Origin of the sequence: Kitasatospora sp. NPDC057500, from assembly GCF_042802195.1 — a bacterium.
Taxonomy (GTDB): domain Bacteria; phylum Actinomycetota; class Actinomycetes; order Streptomycetales; family Streptomycetaceae; genus Kitasatospora.
In genome coordinates this window covers 115868-131770 of record NZ_JBHVER010000002.1, presented here as the reverse complement: position 1 = coordinate 131770, position 15903 = coordinate 115868, and the positions used below count along the sequence as shown (strand labels likewise).

10 protein-coding genes are annotated in these 15903 nt (G+C 73.4%); 5 read left to right on the top strand and 5 right to left on the bottom strand.

The genetic code is table 11. From position 1 onward, the window contains the following. Positions 1-153: 153 nt before the first annotated feature. From ACFU74_RS00970 to ACFU74_RS00950, 5 genes are read right to left on the bottom strand one after another with little or no spacing between them, the layout of a single operon-like run. Positions 154-723, bottom strand: coding sequence for a flavin reductase family protein (locus tag ACFU74_RS00970; protein ID WP_380749662.1), 570 nt, complete (start codon positions 721-723; stop codon positions 154-156). A 5-nt stretch (positions 724-728) separates the two neighbouring features. Further along, positions 729-1199, bottom strand: a complete 471-nt coding sequence (locus ACFU74_RS00965; protein WP_380749677.1) for an acyl-CoA thioesterase — start codon at positions 1197-1199, stop codon at positions 729-731. Between the two features lie 5 nt (positions 1200-1204). Beyond that, positions 1205-7081: an SDR family NAD(P)-dependent oxidoreductase gene (locus ACFU74_RS00960; RefSeq protein ID WP_380749659.1), complete on the bottom strand. Its 5877-nt coding sequence runs from the start codon at positions 7079-7081 to the stop codon at positions 1205-1207. Next, positions 7078-8094, bottom strand: a complete 1017-nt coding sequence (locus ACFU74_RS00955) for an enediyne biosynthesis protein (RefSeq protein ID WP_380749656.1) — start codon at positions 8092-8094, stop codon at positions 7078-7080. The genes ACFU74_RS00960 and ACFU74_RS00955 overlap by 4 nt, the downstream gene beginning before the upstream one ends. Continuing rightward, positions 8091-10070, bottom strand: a complete 1980-nt coding sequence (locus ACFU74_RS00950) for a CRTAC1 family protein (RefSeq protein ID WP_380749653.1) — start codon at positions 10068-10070, stop codon at positions 8091-8093. Before ACFU74_RS00950 ends, ACFU74_RS00955 begins: the two co-directional genes overlap by 4 nt. 275 nt (positions 10071-10345) lie before the next feature. On the opposite strand from ACFU74_RS00950, the gene ACFU74_RS00945 reads away from it, so the two are divergent. The 5 genes from ACFU74_RS00945 to ACFU74_RS00925 all read left to right on the top strand — a co-directional run bounded on the left by ACFU74_RS00945 (position 10346) and on the right by ACFU74_RS00925 (position 15902). Next, complete coding sequence (locus ACFU74_RS00945) at positions 10346-11890, top strand: GMC family oxidoreductase (protein WP_380749650.1); 1545 nt, start codon at positions 10346-10348, stop codon at positions 11888-11890. Positions 11891-12135: 245 nt separating this feature from the next. After that, positions 12136-12771: a carboxymuconolactone decarboxylase family protein gene (locus ACFU74_RS00940; RefSeq protein ID WP_380749647.1), complete on the top strand. Its 636-nt coding sequence runs from the start codon at positions 12136-12138 to the stop codon at positions 12769-12771. Further along, a complete protein-coding gene (locus ACFU74_RS00935; protein WP_380749645.1) occupies positions 12768-13646 on the top strand; it encodes an SDR family NAD(P)-dependent oxidoreductase in 879 nt (292 codons plus the stop codon). The genes ACFU74_RS00940 and ACFU74_RS00935 overlap by 4 nt, the downstream gene beginning before the upstream one ends. 237 nt (positions 13647-13883) lie before the next feature. Next, positions 13884-14948 (top strand): carboxymuconolactone decarboxylase family protein, encoded by a 1065-nt coding sequence (locus ACFU74_RS00930; protein ID WP_380749643.1) that lies wholly within the window; start codon positions 13884-13886, stop codon positions 14946-14948. Positions 14949-15098: 150 nt separating this feature from the next. Next, positions 15099-15902 carry a helix-turn-helix transcriptional regulator gene (locus ACFU74_RS00925; protein ID WP_380749640.1) on the top strand — a complete coding sequence of 268 codons (804 nt, stop codon included), beginning with the start codon at positions 15099-15101 and terminating at the stop codon, positions 15900-15902. Position 15903: the final 1 nt, after the last annotated feature.

Sequence of the window (15903 nt, the reverse complement as noted above, 5' to 3'; positions counted from 1 at the left end):
GTCCGGGCCCGAGGGCCCGGACCTCACGCATGTGCGCCGGCCCCCGCGCCGGCCCCCGCCCCGAACGGCACGCCCCGAACGGCACGCCCGGCCGGGGCGGACCCCGGCCGGGCGTCGGTGCGAGAGGTGGGAGCGCCGCGGGCGGCGCCTCGGTCAGCCGGCGAGCCCGCCGAAGGCCCCGCCGTGGAACAGCAGCGGGTCCGCGCCGGCGGACCGGCCCGCGCCCAGGACCGAGCCGACGAAGATGGTGTGGTCACCCCCTTCGTGGACGGCGCTGAGCCGGCACTCCAGCCACGCCTGGACGCGGCCCAGCACGGGCGCCCCGGTGTGCCGGCCCGGCGCGTGCTCGATCCCCTCGAACTCCCGCGCCCCGCGCGGACGTCCGTGGTCGGCGAAGTGCCGCGCCACCCACTCCTGGTCACGGCCGAGCACCGACACCGCGAACGCCCCCTCGGCGAGCACGGTGTCGTGCAGTGCCGCCGACTTCACCACGCACACCAGCACCTGCGCCGGTTCGAGCGAGACGGACGTGAAGGAGTTGGCCGTCATGCCGCACGGGGTGTCACGCCCCGCGGTCAGCACGGTCACCCCGGTGGCGAAGCGCCCCAGCACCCCGCGCAGCGCGCGGCGGTCCTGGAGGTCCGCCTCGGGGGCCTCCGCCGGCAGCGGGGGCAGGTCGATCGAGCGGGGCAGCGGTGCGGAGGCGGAGGGGACGGAGGACATGACGATCACCCCACGGTGGTGGTGCCGGTCAGGGAGGACGCCGTCGCGGCGACGGCGTAGGGCGCCAGGGCGAGCCGCAGCGGCTCGGGCACCCTGGTCGGGCGGGTGTCGGTGTTGGGGCCGCGCATGCAGGCGACCCGCTGCTGCCCGCGCGCGACCAGGTACTCACCGCCGTCCGGGGCCAGCCGGACGTAGTCGAAGGTGAAGGCGACCTGGGTCTGGGTGAGGTCCGCGAGCCGCATCCGGATGGACAGCTCGTCGAAGGCGGTGATCTCGGCGAAGAACTCGCAGTCCACCTTGAGGGTGAACAGCTTGAGGTCGTCGCGGATGTCGGCGAGCACCGCGGGGGCCTTCTCCAGCAGGAACATCTCCCGGCAACGCCCCTGCCAGCGCAGGTAGTTGACGTAGTAGACGTTACCGACGAGGTTGGTCTCCTCGAAGCCCACCAGATGGCGGTACTCGTAGTAGTCCGGCACGGTCGTCACCGGGCACCCCCGGTCAGGACGGTGAAGGCCACCGGGTCGGCGACCCCGTCCAGGGCGGTCACGAAGCTCACGATCCGGTGCGCGCCGCCGCGCAGCGCCACCCAGCCGGTCGGCAGCCCGGAGGAGTCCTCCAGGCTGAGCGCCGCCACCGCGTGCCCCGCCTTGCGCAGCGTCTCCACCGCGCCCCACACCCTGGTCGCGGCGGTGCTCAGCGGCTCGCCGCGCTCGGCGGCCAGCAGCCCGGCCAGCTCCGCGCCGTCCGCGCCCAGCAGCCCCCGCCACTCCTCGGCGGTCCGCCCGGCGGCCACCTCGACGTCGCAGCCGACGACGTCGTCGGCCACCACCGTGAAGGTGACGCCCGCCGCGTGCGAGGAGGAGATCCGCCGCCCGTCGGCCAGTTCGGGCCGCCCGTCGGGACGGTAGTGCACCTCGGTGGTGCGCCCGAGCGCCCAGCCCGCCGCCTCGGCGGTGCGCCGGCGCCGGTCGGCGACCGGGCCTCCCGAGCCCTCGCCGCCGGGCAGCACCACGCACCGCACCGGGTGGCCGAAGGCCGCCTCGACCCGCCGCTCCAGGAAGGGGCCGAGCAGGGCGGGCAGCCACGGCCCGGCGCCGTCCTGCTTGCGCACCGCCCGCAGCAGCAGGCCCTCCCACCGCTCGACCGGCAGGCCCGCCTCGTCGCGGACCTCCAGGTCGTAGAGGTAGTTGTCGCCGTCCCTGGAGCGCTCGCGGGCGTCCAGGAAGAGCAGCCTGCCGTCGCGCGCGGCCCCGGCGTCGGCCAGGTTCAGCCGCTCGACGCTGACCGGCAGCAGGGTGGCGTCGGGGACGCACGCCTGGATGGAGTGCATCAGCGCGTCACGGGTGCCCGGGTCGGCCAGCAGCAGCTCGCCGGGGTGGTAGCCGGCGAACCAGTCGGACCGCGGGGTGTCGTCGATCTCGGCCAGGCAGTGCCGGGCCGCGAGGTCCCGGTAGCCGCGCAGCCGCTGGAAGCGGTCGCCCTGGAACAGCACCGGCCCGTACATCTCGCCGGGCGTCAGCGGCACCCTCGGCACCTCGGCGGTGACCGGTGCGGGCTCCCCCTGCGGGCGGTCCGCGCCGAAGCGCAGCACGGCCCGGAAGTGGTCGGCCTGGAAGCCGGTCTCGCCGCTGCGCAGCACCGCCTCGACGGTGTCGGGCCCGGTGGCGAGGACGGCCACCCGCAGCGTCGTCGCGCCGTCCACCGGGACGACGATGGGCCGCAGGAAGCGCATGTCCTCCAGCACCGGGACGCCCTGGTGGCCGGTCAGCGCGGTGGCCGCCTGGGTCATCGCCTCCATGCCGAGGACGGCGGGGAAGAGCAGGTCGCCGTCCAGCAGGTGGTCCGGCAGGTAGCGGTCGCCGCCGCCGGTGAGCTCGGCGTCCACCACCAGTTCGATGCCGGGGTAGTGCACCTGGGGGCGCTCCAGGAAGCGCAGCAGCGGCAGTTCGCGCTGCTCCAGGCTGATCGTCGGCAGACCGCCGGCCCGGCCCATCACCACCAGCGCCGGGGCGGTGCCGGGGGTGGCGAGCAGCCGGCCGAGCAGCTCCACGCCGTCCTCGGCGGGGATCGGCTCGATGCCCTCGCGGACCAGGGCCTCCAGCACGCCGAGCCGCTCGCCCATGCCGGCGCCCGACCAGACCGACCACTCCAGGGCCAGGCAGCGGCAGTCGGGGTGGTCCTGCTGGAAGCGCACGGTCAGTTCGGTGAGCCAGTCGTTGGCGGTGGCGTAGTCGGCCTCGCCGCGCAGTCCGGCCCGGCCGATGATGCTGCCAAAGGTGACGAACAGGCGCAGCGCCTCCGGGTCGACCGCGGCGAGCACCGCCTCCACGCCGTCGATCTTGGTGGCCAGGGTGCGGCGGAAGGAGTCCTCGTCCAGGGTGGCGAGCGCCTGCGGTTCGTTGCGGCCGGCGCCGTGCAGCAGGCCGGTGACCGGGCCGAGCTCCCGGGTGATCTCGGTGACCGCGGCCTTGACCTGGTCGGCGGAGGTGACGTCGGCCCGGGCGTAGTGCACCCGGATGCCGGACGCCGCCATCCGGGCCAGGTTGTCGGCGAGTTCGGCGTCCTCCAGGGGGTCGGAGCGGCCCATCAGGCCGATCGCGGTGCCGTTGCGCCCGGCCAGGGCGATGGCGCACTCGGCGGTGATGCCCTTGCCGCCACCGGTGACCAGCAGCACGTCCTGCGGGCCGAGTTCCTGGTGGGCGGGGTCGGGTTCGAGGTCGACGGCGCGCAGCACCGGCACCCGCCGGGTGCCGTCGGCGTCGTAGTGCACCTCGGTGAAGGCGGTGGTGGCCGCCGCGTCGGCCGCGATCCGGCCGGCGATCAGCTCGGCCTCCTCGGCCGGCAGGTCGTCGGCGACCGGCAGGGTGACGACGGTGACCGGGATGTCGGGGGCCTCCAGGTGCAGGGTCTTGGCCAGGCCGGCCGCCCCCCTGCGGTCGCCGACCGCGACCAGCCGGGTGCCGGCGGCGCGCCGGGCCGGGTCGAGCGCGGCGCGGGCGGCGGCCAGCATCAGGCCGAGGTGCCGCTGGTCGCAGTCGCCGGGCAGGGCGAGGAGCACCCCGCCGCCGGGGCCGTCGGCGCGCAGCCGGGCGGCCAGCGGCCCGGCCAGCGGGTGCCGGTCGGAGGCGAAGACCTCCCAGTCGCCGCCCGGCCCGGCCGCCGGGGCCGGCTCCGGGGCCTCGGTCAGGTCGACCAGGAACGGGCGCACCCAGGGCGCGACGCCGGCGGCGGTGGCCGGCTGCCCGTCGGAGGCCGCCGATCCCTCGGCCAGCTCGTCGAGGAGTTCGGCGAGCTGGCCGATCGTCGAGGTGGCGAAGGCGGTGGTGACCATCGGGGCGGCGATGCCCAGCTCCTGGGCGGCCTGGTTCATGATCTGGCCGACCGTGATGGAGCTGAGGTGCAGTTCGTCCAGCGGGTTGGCCGACGGGTCGACGGTCTCCACCGGCAGCTCGGCGCGCTCGGCGGCCAGCCGGATCAGCACCTCCAGGCTGGAGGTGCCCGCCGCGGCGGCCTCGCCGGCGGACGCGGCGGTGCCGGCGGCCGACAGCGGCGCGGCGGCCCGCTCGGTGTGCTCCAGCACGAAGTCCTCGCCGCCCGCCTCGCACGGGCTGGCGAAGAACCGGAACTCCTTGTCCAGCGGCAGCGGCCGGGTGAACCGGTCGGCGAACAGCTGCTCGTGGCGGACCTCCGCGCCCATCGTCCAGGCCGCGGCGACGGTGCCCAGCAGACCGGCCAGCGACAGCGCGTCGGTCTCGGTGGCGATCGCGGGCACGGTGGGCAGGATCTCGCCGGCCAGCGAGCTGAGGGTCCGGCCGGGGCCGACCTCGACCAGCAGGTCCACCTCTCCGGCCATCTCCTGGACCGCCTCGGTGAACCGCACCGGCTGGACGACCTGGCGGGTCAGCAGGTCCACCACATCGGTGTCGGCGGGCAGCAGGCCGCCGGTGACGGTGGAGACCAGGCCGTCGCCGACCGGGCCGAACCGTTCCTTCGCCAGGTACTCGGCCAGTCCGGCCGCGGCCGGGGCGACGGCCGGCGAGTGGAAGGCGTGCGAGACGTGGACCCGTCCCACCCCCACGCCCTGGGCCTCCGCCAGCGCGCAGACCCGGTCGATCGCCGCGACCGGCCCGGAGACCACGGTCTGCCGCGGACCGTTGTGCCCGGCGATCACCACCGGCTCGCCGGCGATCAGCGCCTCGGCGAGCGCCGGGGTGGTGGTGAGCGCGGCCATGGTGCCGTCGCCGTCGCCGGCCTCGGCCATGATCCGGCCCCGGGCGGCCGCCGCGTCCAGCACGGTGGTCTCGTCCATCGCGCCCGCCCAGTGCAGGGCGGTCAGCTCGCCGAGGCTGTGCCCGGCGGCCCGGACCGCGTCGACGCCGAGCAGCTCCAGCACCCGCAGCCCCGCCACCGAGGCCGCGACGATCCGCGGCTGGGCGATGTCGGTGGCCACCTGGTCGCCGCCGACGGGCAGCGCGAGGCGTTCGTACAGCTCCTCGACGCCGGCGAAGCGGCGGCGCAGCGCTCCGCCGTCACCGCGCCGCCCGGCGCCCTGGCCGGGGAACAGGAAGCCGATCCGGGGTGTCCGGCCGGCGCCGCCCAGGAAGACGCCCCGGGCGGGGTTCAGCGCGGAGCGGACCCCGGAGTCCAGCAGGCCGGCCAGCGCGGTGAACCGCTCGACGGCCTGCTCGGGCGAGCCGGCCAGCACCGCGGCGCGCAGCGGCCGGCCGGCCAGCTCGCCCTCCAGGGTGGCCGCCAGGTCGCCGAGTTCGGCGTACGACAGCTGGGCGCAGAACTCCGCCAGCCCGGTCGCCTTGGCGTGCAGCTCGGCCGGGTCGGCGCCGTCCAGCAGGAACAGCTCGGTGTCCTGGCGGGAGGCGACCAGCCGGCGGACGACGGCGGGCACGGCGGTGCGCAGGACGCCGTCGGCGTGCTCGACCACCACGTGCGCGTTGATGCCGCCGAAGCCCATGGAGGAGATGCCGGCCCGGATCGGCCCGCCCTGCGGCCACAGCTCGGCCCGCTCGGGCACCCGCATCGCCGCCTCGGGGGCGGTGAGCTCGGGGTGCGGGTCGATGTGGCTGGTGGCGGGCGGGATCACCTGGTGGCGGACCGCCAGGATCGCCTTGAGCAGCCCGGCCACGCCGGCCGCGGCCTTGGTGTGGCCGAAGTTGCCCTTGACGGTGCTGATCGCGGCCGGCGCCTGGGCCCCGGCGGCCCGGCGGGCCTCGGAGAAGGCGCGCAGCTCGGTGGCGTCGCCGACGGCGGTGCCGGTGCCGTGCCCCTCGAAGTAGCCGACCGTCTCGATGCCGAAGCCGGCCGCGCGGTAGGCGCGGGCCAGGGCGAGCCGGTGGCCGCTGGCCTCGGGGCGGGTGATGCCGCCCTTGCCGTCGGAGGAGTAGCCCCAGCCGGGGATGGTGGCGTAGCGGAACCGGCCCTGGGCGCGGGCGTCCTCGTCGCGCATCAGGACGACCATGCCGCAGCCCTCGCCGGGCCAGAAGCCGTTGGAGCCCTTGTCGTAGACCCGCATCTCGCCGGTGGCCAGCGCCCCGGTCTTGGCGAAGCCGATCACCTCGAACGGGTCGATGCTCAGGTCGACGCCGCCGGCCACCGCGACGTCCATCCGGCCGTCGGCCAGCGCGTCGCACGCGGTGGAGACGGACAGCAGGGAGGAGGAGCAGGCTCCGTCGACGGTGAAGCCGCCGCCCTTGAAGTCGAAGTGGTTGCAGATCCGGCCGGCGATGGTGTTGGCCAGGCCGCCCGCCAGGGTGTCCTCGCCGATCGGCGGGAAGGCGCTCTTGTAGCGCCCTTCCAGTCCGTCCAGGAAGTCGGTCAGCGCGGCGTCGTCCCAGCCCTGCTCGCGCAGCGCGGCGCCCACCGTGCGGCGCACGTACGGCCAGCGCAGGCGCATCAGGTTGGCCCGGCTGAACTCGCCGGTGAGGGTGTTTCCGATGACGACGCCGGTGTTGGCGTCCTCCAGGCCCTCGCCGAACGGGAAGCCGGCGTCCTCCAGGGCGCGGGCGGCGGTGTCCAGGGCGAGCCAGTGGGTCATGTCGGTGGCGCGGAAGGTGCTGCCCGCGACCCGGTGGCGGACCCGGTCGAACTCGAAGCCCTCGATCACGGCGGCCTTGGCGCTGTAGAAGCGGTCCGGCGCGGCGGGGTCGGGCGAGTAGTAGTCCTCGGCGCGCATCCGCACGTCGGGCAGCCGGCGGAAGGCCCGGCGGCCGGCCAGCACGTTCTGCCACAGCTGCTCGGGGGTCTCCGCGTCGGGGTAGCGGCAGGCGATGCCGACCACCGCGATCCGTCCGCGGCCGGCCGCCGCTCCGTCGGCCTGGTCCGGCCGGAACCGCTGCGCGCTCACGCCGCCACCGCCTCGTTGCCGGCGGGCCGCTCGGGCGCGGCCGTCTGCCCGGCCGGGACCTCGACGGCGCCGTGCGCCTGCTTGCCCTTCTTGCGGAAGTGCGCCACCCACCAGCCGGCGCCGCGCAGGCCGCAGACGACCGTGGTGGCGAAGAACAGGGTGTAGACGACGTTGAAGAGCATCAGCACGCCGTAGACCATGGCCACCGAGGCGCCGAACATGAACTGGTTGCGGCCCTTGGTCGGGGTGGTGCCCGGGTCGGTGATCATGTAGTTGGTGTAGAGCACGAAGGCGACGCCGCTCATCGGGCCCAGGGCGGAGAAGATCGCCACGTCCCAGAACCAGTGGCGCAGCAGCGCCTGGATGACGAAGCCGCCGAGCCAGCCGACGATCAGCGCGACGCGCTTGGTGAGCATGGCGTTGATGACGGTGCCGGCGGTCGCGATGATCAGCGGGATGGCGACCCGGAAGAAGGTGTTGGCGTTCTCGGTGAACTCGTACGGCGGGGCGATGCTGACCCAGGAGCCGAACATCACCAGCACCATGGTGATGCCGAAGTTCGACGGGTTCATGTAGTGCCGCATCCGGCCGTACACGGGGGCCTGGAGGACGTGCTTGGCGGCGACGCCGATGAACACGGCGAGCAGGATCGGCAGCAGCCGGTCGTTCGCGTAGAGCAGCATGTTCGCCGCGAGGGCGGTGATGTGGGAGGGCAGCAGGAACTCGTAGAGGCCGCGGAAGCCCCGGCCCATGAAGCGCGGGGTGCGCTCCTGCGCCCAGGCGCTGATGAGCTCCAGGACGGTCTCGACCAGGTAGCCGAACGGCGCGCAGATCAGCGGCCAGAGCCAGGGCTGCTCGAAGCCGAGCAGGGTGTAGCCGAAGATGTTGAAGACGGACATGGAGATGGCGAAGTTGCGCAGCGCGAGGTAGCGCGGGTCGCGGTTGGCCGGTTTCTTCGGGGGGCGGGGCCGGACGGCGTGGGCCGCAACGCCGGCGATCTCGGTCGCGGTCATCGGGCCGTCACCTCCTGGATGTCGTCGGTCAGCATGAGCGTGTGGGTCCCGGCGGTCAGCTGCTGGGTCTTCTTGTGCAGGCCGCCGTCTGCGTCGCGCCAGGTGAAGTCGGCGGTGACCGGTCCGGTGTAGTCGCCGAGGCCGAAGCGGACCTCGAAGCTGCGGAAGCCGCCGTGGCCGCCGCCGCCGTCGAGCTGGCCGACCTGCTTGCCGTCGGGGGTGGTGATGCAGACGGTGGCCCCGTAGGCGGGCGAGCCGGTGCCGGCCAGGCCCTGGCCGGGGGTGGCGCCCTCGGACGGCCGGACCAGGTTCAGCGTCAGGTGGTTGCCGAGGTCCGGGGCCTGGTTGGCGTAGAAGGCCGGCGGGCCCCACTGGCGGGCGATCGCGAAGTCGAGGGCGCCGCGGCCGGTGGTGTCGGCGGTGGCGATGCCGCGGGTGGGGATCGGGACGTCGAGGCCGAGCTGCTTGGTGATGTTGGCGTACTTGCCGCTCGCGGTGCGGGCGTAGAAGGCCATGGGCTCGTCGCCGGCCAGGTCGTCGCCGGGGCCGACGTTCGGCCACATCGCCGGGTTGGACAGCAGGTTGTCGTTGGTCATGGCCATCTCCTGCAGCCACGGCCAGCGGTCGATGTTGCCCTTGACGAAGCCGACGGCCTGAAGGATGTTCTGGTCGCCGCTGTTGAGGAAGTCGCCCATCTTGGCGTCCCAGCCCCAGCCGGTCCAGGCGACGCCGTTGTCGGCGGCCTCCTGGGTGAACGGGGCGACGCCGGCGGCGAGCTTCTTCGCGGCCTCGTCCTGGCTGCGGGCCTTGTTGATCCAGAGGAAGTTGCTCTCCTCCAGGCCCCAGGCCACGGTGATGTTGCTGACCATCATGTCGAAGCTGCCGTTGCCGTCCACGTCGCCGAAGTCGACGCCCATGCCCTTGAAGGAGCCCTTGCCGAGCACGAAGGACTTGGGGGTGGTCGGGGTGCGCTCGCCGGTCGCCTCGGTGAAGCGGATCCGCCCGGGCGTCGAGACGTTGTGCAGCAGGTGCCCGTGGCCGAAGTCGTTGGCGATGTAGACCTCGGGCAGGCCGGAGCCGGTGAGGTCGGCGCCGGAGATGGCGAGCGTCCAGCCGGTGGAGGCGTCGAACGGGATGGCGTCCTTCTCCTCGATGAAGGCCACCTGCGGGTCGTCCCCGGTGGTCGAGGAGTGGTAGCGCAGCACGTGGTCGCCGCCGGCGTTCTTGGCGCTGGACAGCGAGTCGTTCATCTCGACGTTGCGGATGCCGTGCGGGTCGAGCACGTCGGAGTCCGGGAAGTAGTTGCCGATGATGATCGACGGGTGGCCGCTGCCGTCCAGGTCGGCGACGTACGCGGCGTCGGTGTTCCAGCGCGGCCCGTGGTAGCGGCCGTCCAGGCTCTGGGAGGGGACGACCTCGCGCGGCACGTACGCCTCGGGGGACGGAGCGCCCGCGCCGGCCTTCGCCATGAACAGCACCGGGGTGCGGCCCCAGTAGGTGATCAGGAAGTCGTTGCGGCCGTCGCCGTTGAAGTCGCCGGGGGTGCAGCCGGTGGGCGCCATGGTGTCGTCCATGGGCAGCGGCTTGCCGTCCAGGATGAACGGGGTGAACCGGTCGACCTCGGGGGCGGTCGGGGTGTAGGTGACGATGACGGAGTCGGTGCGGGTGTCGACGATGCACATGCCGTCGGCGAGGCCGTTCCCGGTGACGTCGTTGAGGGCGATGCTGGCGCCGACCGAGGAGATCCACGCGCGGATCTTCTGATAGGCCGGATTGACGTCGCGGATCGTCTTCATCGGCCGGGATTCGTACCCCGGCGGCATAGCGATCGGCATCTCCTTGAATCGGTACGCCGCGGCCGCCGCATCACCGCCCGCGACCGCCACCGAAGAACGGACAGCGAAGAACATCGAAGCGGCCACCACTATGGTGACCAATCCGGGAACGAGTCTGCGGAATCGTCGTCGGTATGGCATCTGAATTCCTTCCCGCTGGCGATGATGAATCGACTGTCCGGGGCTGTCGCGACGAATTCGGCGACCACTCGCCACGGACCTGACACTAGAGGATGTCCCGGGCCGGTAAAACGTGCTTCTCTGAAGTTGCCGGGGTTCGCGCCGGTGAAGCGGGCCCACCGTACGGAATTCCGCGGGCGTGGACGGGGCAGTCTCGGAGAAGTCCGCGCACGGCCCGGCTGCGAAACTCGGGTGAGATCGGCTCCTTCGAATCCCCGTCTGGCGAGGTTCAATCCATGGTGCACACGTATGACGTGATAGTCGTCGGGTCCGGCTCCGCGGGAGCCGCGATCGCGACCCGGCTGAGCGAGGACCCGGGCCGTTCCGTCCTCCTCGTCGAGGCCGGCCCGGACTTTCCCGATCCGGCCGACATTCCGGCCGACATCACCGACGGCAACGCGATGTCGCTGAGCTCCCACGACTGGCGGTTCAGTGCGGAGATCATGGACGGCAAGCGGATCATCTTCCCGCGCGGGAGGATCACCGGCGGCTCGTCCGCGGTCGGCGCGACCATCGCGCTGCGCGGCGTCCCGGAGAACTTCGACCACTGGGCGGCGGACAACCCGGCGTGGTCCTACGACCAGGTCCTGCCGTTCTACCGGCGGCTGGAGGACGACCTCGACTTCGAGGACCGCTACCACGGCAAGGGCGGCCCGGTGCCGATCCGCCGCTTCCAGCCCGACGAGATGACGCCCATGCAGGCCGCCTTCACCGAGGCGAGCCTGCAGGCCGGCTTCCCCGAGGTCGCCGACCACAACCACCCCGAGGCGACGGGCATCGGCCCGATCCCGTCCACCCGCCGCGACCCCCGCTACCGCGTCTCCACCGCGATGGCGTACCTCACCCCCGAGGTCCGCTCCCGCCCCAACCTGACCGTGCTCGGCGGCACCCTGGTGCACGAGGTGCTGTTCGACGGAGACCGCGCCGCCGGCGTGCTGGCCTCGGCCGGCGGCCGGGTGCCCGAGGAGCTCCGGGCGCGCACCGTGGTGCTCTCCGCCGGCGCCATCAACTCCCCCACGCTGCTGATGCGGTCGGGCATCGGCCCGGCGCAGGACCTGACCCGGCTCGGCATCGGCGTGCGGCTCGACCGGCCCGGCGTCGGCGCCAATCTGACGGACCACCCGCGCACCGGCGTCTTCCTGCGGCCCGGGGGCGGCGAAGTGGACGCCGCCGTGCCGTTCCTGCAGTCGATGGTGCGCACCACCGCCAAGGGCTCCACCGCCTTCAACGACATGCAGTACTACATGGTCAACCACTTCGACCTGACGCTCTTCCCCGAGCTCCAGAGGCTGGCCGACGCTCCGATGATCTTCGGCGTGATGGTGGTGGACCAGCAGCCGGAGTCGGTGGGGCGGCTGCGGCTGACCTCCACGGACCCGGCGGCCGGGCCCGACATCCGGCTGGACTTCCTCTCCACCGAGCGGGACCTGGAGAAGATGATCCAGGGCGTGCGCACCTGCTGGGAGCTGGCCAACCACCCCGGGATCGCCTCCCAGGGCGACGGCTTCATCGTGCTGAGCGACCGGCTCGTCGAGAAGGACGCGATGGTCGAGCAGTACGTCAGGACCAGCCTGGACAGCGGCTACCACCCGGTCGGCACGGCCCGGATGGGCACCGCCGACGACGAGGGCGCGGTCGTGGACGAGCGGCTGCGGGTGCACGGCGTGGAGGGCCTGTACGTGGCCGACGCCTCCGTCATGCCGAGCATCGTCAACTGCAACACCAACCTCACCTCGATCATGATCGGCGAGCGGCTGGCGGACTGGCTGCGCGCCGGCTGACCCGCCCCGTCCGGCCGGACGGCCGCCCCGGTGCCCCGCGCACCCGGGCGGCCGTCGGCATGTCCGGGCGCGGCCCGGCCGGACCAGGGCCAGGGCAATCTGGGAGACGAGAAGTCCGCGCAATTCCTGCCACCATGGGGAAACCCCACGCCGTGCCCGTCGGGCAGGAATTCCAAGCATTCATCCCGGTATTCGGAAAGGCCCGCGGGGGCGGCCCGTACCGTCGAAAGGGAAGGCGATTACCCATGACCGATCCGAATGTGCTGAGCACCGTTCGCGTCCCGCTGATCGAGGAGGCCGAGGCGGAGGGCCGGACGAAGGAGCTGTACGACGCGATCAAGTCGCGGATGGGCATCCCCTTCGTGCCGGACATGTTCCGGCTGGTCTCCAGCCGCCCCGACCTGCTGGAGGTCGTGATCGCCGGCTACGGCGGGGTGTTCAACGACGGGGTGCTGCCGCGCGCGACCCGCGAGATGATCTCCGCCTGGAGCTCCAAGGTCAACGGCTGCCCGTACTGCGTCGGCACCCACAACTGGTTCCTCGCCCAGTTCGGCGGCCCGCAGGAGCTGACCGACGCCATCGAGAGCGCCCCCTCGGTGGAGGAGCTGCCGATCGACGAGCGCACCAAGGCGCTGATGCGCCTGGTCACCAAGGTCGGCACCGGCGCCTTCCGGATCACCGACGAGGACTGGGCGGCGACCGAGGCGGCCGGCTGGAACAACGCGGAGATGCTGGAGGCGGTGTTCACCGCCTCCCTGTTCGCCTTCATCAACCGCCTGGTGGACGGCCTGGGCCTGGGCAACTCGGTGGCCCGCAGCCGGATCGCCTCGCAGCCGGAGGACGCCACCGTCTCCGAGGAGCGCCTGGCGGAGGGCAGGTGAGCGGCGCCTCGCGCGCGGTCCTGCTGACCGGCGCCTCCTCCAGCACCGGGATGTCCTCCGGCACCGGGCGGGCCGCCGCACTGCGGCTGCACCGGGCCGGCCTGCCGGTGTACGCCACCGCGCGGCGGCCCGAGGCGCTGGCCGACCTGGCCGCCGAGGGCATCCGGGTGCTGCACCTGGACGTCAACGACGAGGAGTCGATGGCGGCCGCGGTGGAGAAGATCGCCGCCGAGCACGGCTCGGTCGGCACCCTGATCAACAACGCGGCCTACAGCCTCAACGGCACCATCGGCGAGACCCCGCTCGACGAGGTGCGCCGGCAGTTCGAGACCAACCTGTTCGGGCTGTGCCGGCTGACCCAGCTGGTGCTGCCCGGGATGCGGGCGCAGGGCGGCGGACGGGTCGTCATGATGTCGTCCATCTTCGGCCAGTTCGCCACCCCCGGCCGCGGCTACTACCAGGCCACCAAGCACGCCCTGGAGGCCGTCAGCGACTCGCTGCGGCTGGAGGTGGCCAGGGACGGCATCAAGGTGGTGCTGATCGAGCCGTCCCCGGTGCTCGGCGGGTTCGTGCCGATGTCGGTCGCCGACCTGGGGATGTCCGGACAGGAGCACAACGGCCTGTACGACGACTTCTGGCGGTACTTCGTCGACTGGCACGGCGCCTACCGGGAGACCGAGCACCCGACCGGCCGGGGCCGGATGGCGGTGCGCGCGGAGACCGTGGCCCGGGTCATCGAGAAGGCCGTCACCAGCGACAACCCGCGGATCCGGTACCGGATCGGGGTGCCGTCCCGGCTGCTGCCGCGGATGCGCTGGACCATCGGCGACGCGCTGTTCGAGCGCTTCGTCCGGGCGTTCTTCCCGGTCCCCTAGGCCCTCTCCCGAAGGGGGTCCGACACGGCGGAGAAGCATCGGTCCCCCCGCCCCCGGGGTTTCCGGGGCGGGGGGACAGCGCAAGGAAGAAGAAGGAGCAGACCGCTCCGAATGCCACGATCGGGTGAAGCATCGACGGAGACGTCGAGGGAGCCGAGGGGAGGACCCGCGGATGCCGGCGGATGACGAGGAACGGGCGCACCGCAGTGTTCCGGGTACCGTACCCGGAGCGCGCCCGTGAGCGGCAGGCGGCGGCTCGTCCAGGCGCCGCTCAGAGGACTGTCCCTGCTCCAGGTCCGGCACGTCTCGACCGTGTCGTACGGCGAGGCCGCCGGCGCCACGGCCCGGGTCTACCGGGAGCTGGAACGGGACTTCGGGGTGCTGGCCCCGCCGGTGGCGCTGCACGCGCCGGTGCCGGACCTGCTCGCCGCGTGCTGGATCACGCTGCGCGAGACGATGCTGGCCGAGGGGCGCGCCCCGCGCACCGCCAAGGAGGCGGTGGCGGCGGCCGTCTCGGCGGCCAACCAGTGCCCGTTCTGCGTCACCGTGCACGGCACCATGCTCGACTCGCTGTCCCTCCGGCCGGTCTCGGGCCGCCGGGCCGGCCGGGCCGGTCCGGCGGCCGGGCAGCCGGCCGGGGGGCCCACGGCCGAGGAGCTGACGGCGTGGATCACCACGGCGGGCGAACCACCGTTCCCGCCGGAGCTCCTTCCGGAACTGGCCGGCACGGCGCTGTGCCTGCAGTACCTCAACCGGGTGGTCAACATCTTCCTCGGGCCCGCCCCGCTGCCGCCCAACGCCCCGGCCCAGGCGCTCGGCCCGGTGCTCCGGGTGCTGACCGGCCTGATGCGCGGGTCCGTCCGGACCACGGCCGCGCCGGGCGCCTCGCTGTCCCTGCTGCCCCCCGCGCCGCTGCCGCCGGACCTGGAGTGGGCGGCGGCCGATCCGCGGATCGCCGACGCCCTGGCCCGCGCCACGGCGGCCGTCGACCGGGTCGGCGCCGAACTGGTGCCCGAGCCCGTCAGGGCGGTGGTGGCCGCCGAGGTCGCCCGCTGGGACGGCCGCGACCCCGGCCTCGGCCGGGCCTGGCTGGACGCCCCGCTGACCGGACTTCCCGCGGACGAACGCCCGGTGGGCGAACTCGCGCTGCTCACCGCGCTGGCGTCCTACCGGGTCGACGACCGGGTCGTCGCCGCCGCCCGGCAGGCCGGCGCGGGCGACCGGGAGATCCTCGCCGCCGGCTCCTGGGCCGCGCTGCTGGCGGCCCGTCGGCGCGTCCGTCATCTGCTGTCCCACGACTGAACCCCGGCGACTGAATCCGGCACCCGAATCCAGCCGCCCGCCCCTATCCCCGTTCGACATTATCTCCGCGCACCGAACAACGCCGTGCAATCGATGGCCAGAAACCCCCCGGAAAGCCACCAATTCATCGGACGAGGTTGGAGAGACGAAATGCAGATCGCTGTTGAACGCGCGATAGCGACGATGTGGGACCGGTACGAGGAACCACTCTCGCTCGACGAGATCGCGAACACGGCGATCCTCAGCAAGTTCTACTTCTCCCGGGTATTCCGCAATCTCACCGGCACCTCACCCGGGCGATTCCTCTCCGCCGTCCGGTTGCACCAGGCGAAAACCATGCTGCTGGAGACCGATCTCAGCGTCACCGAAATCTCCTACCGCGTCGGATACAACAGCCTCGGCACCTTCACCAGCCGTTTCACCCGCAGCGTCAGCCTCTCCCCCGCGCGCTACCGGGCGCTGGCCAGAGCGGGCCTGCCCGAACGGGGCGGGGTGGGCGGAAGCGACGCGGCGGCGCAATCCGACGGCATCCGGCGCACCTGTACGGTGCACGGCAGCATCCAATCGCCGGAAACCGGCCAGTCCGTGCGGATCTACATCGGCGCGTTCCGCGAGCCGATCGTGCAGGGCAGCCCGGTCGCCTGCGAGATCCTCGACGGGCCCGGCCCGTTCACGCTGCGCGTCCCCGAGGGCATCTGGTTCATCCGGGCGGCCGTGGTCGCCGCCAGCGACTTCCCGGCACCGCCCTGGGAGCGGCGGCCGCTGCTGGTCGCCTCGGGCCCCGAGCTCTGTGTGCGCCACGGCCACGACAACCCGCCCGTCAAACTGGCGGCCCGCCAGCTCACCCCGCTGGACCTGCCGATCCTGCTGGCGCTGCCGGAGCTCGACTCCCTGCAGCGGCCCGCCCCCGGGGCCGCCGCCCCGGTGCGGATGCCCGCCCTGACCGGGACGTGAG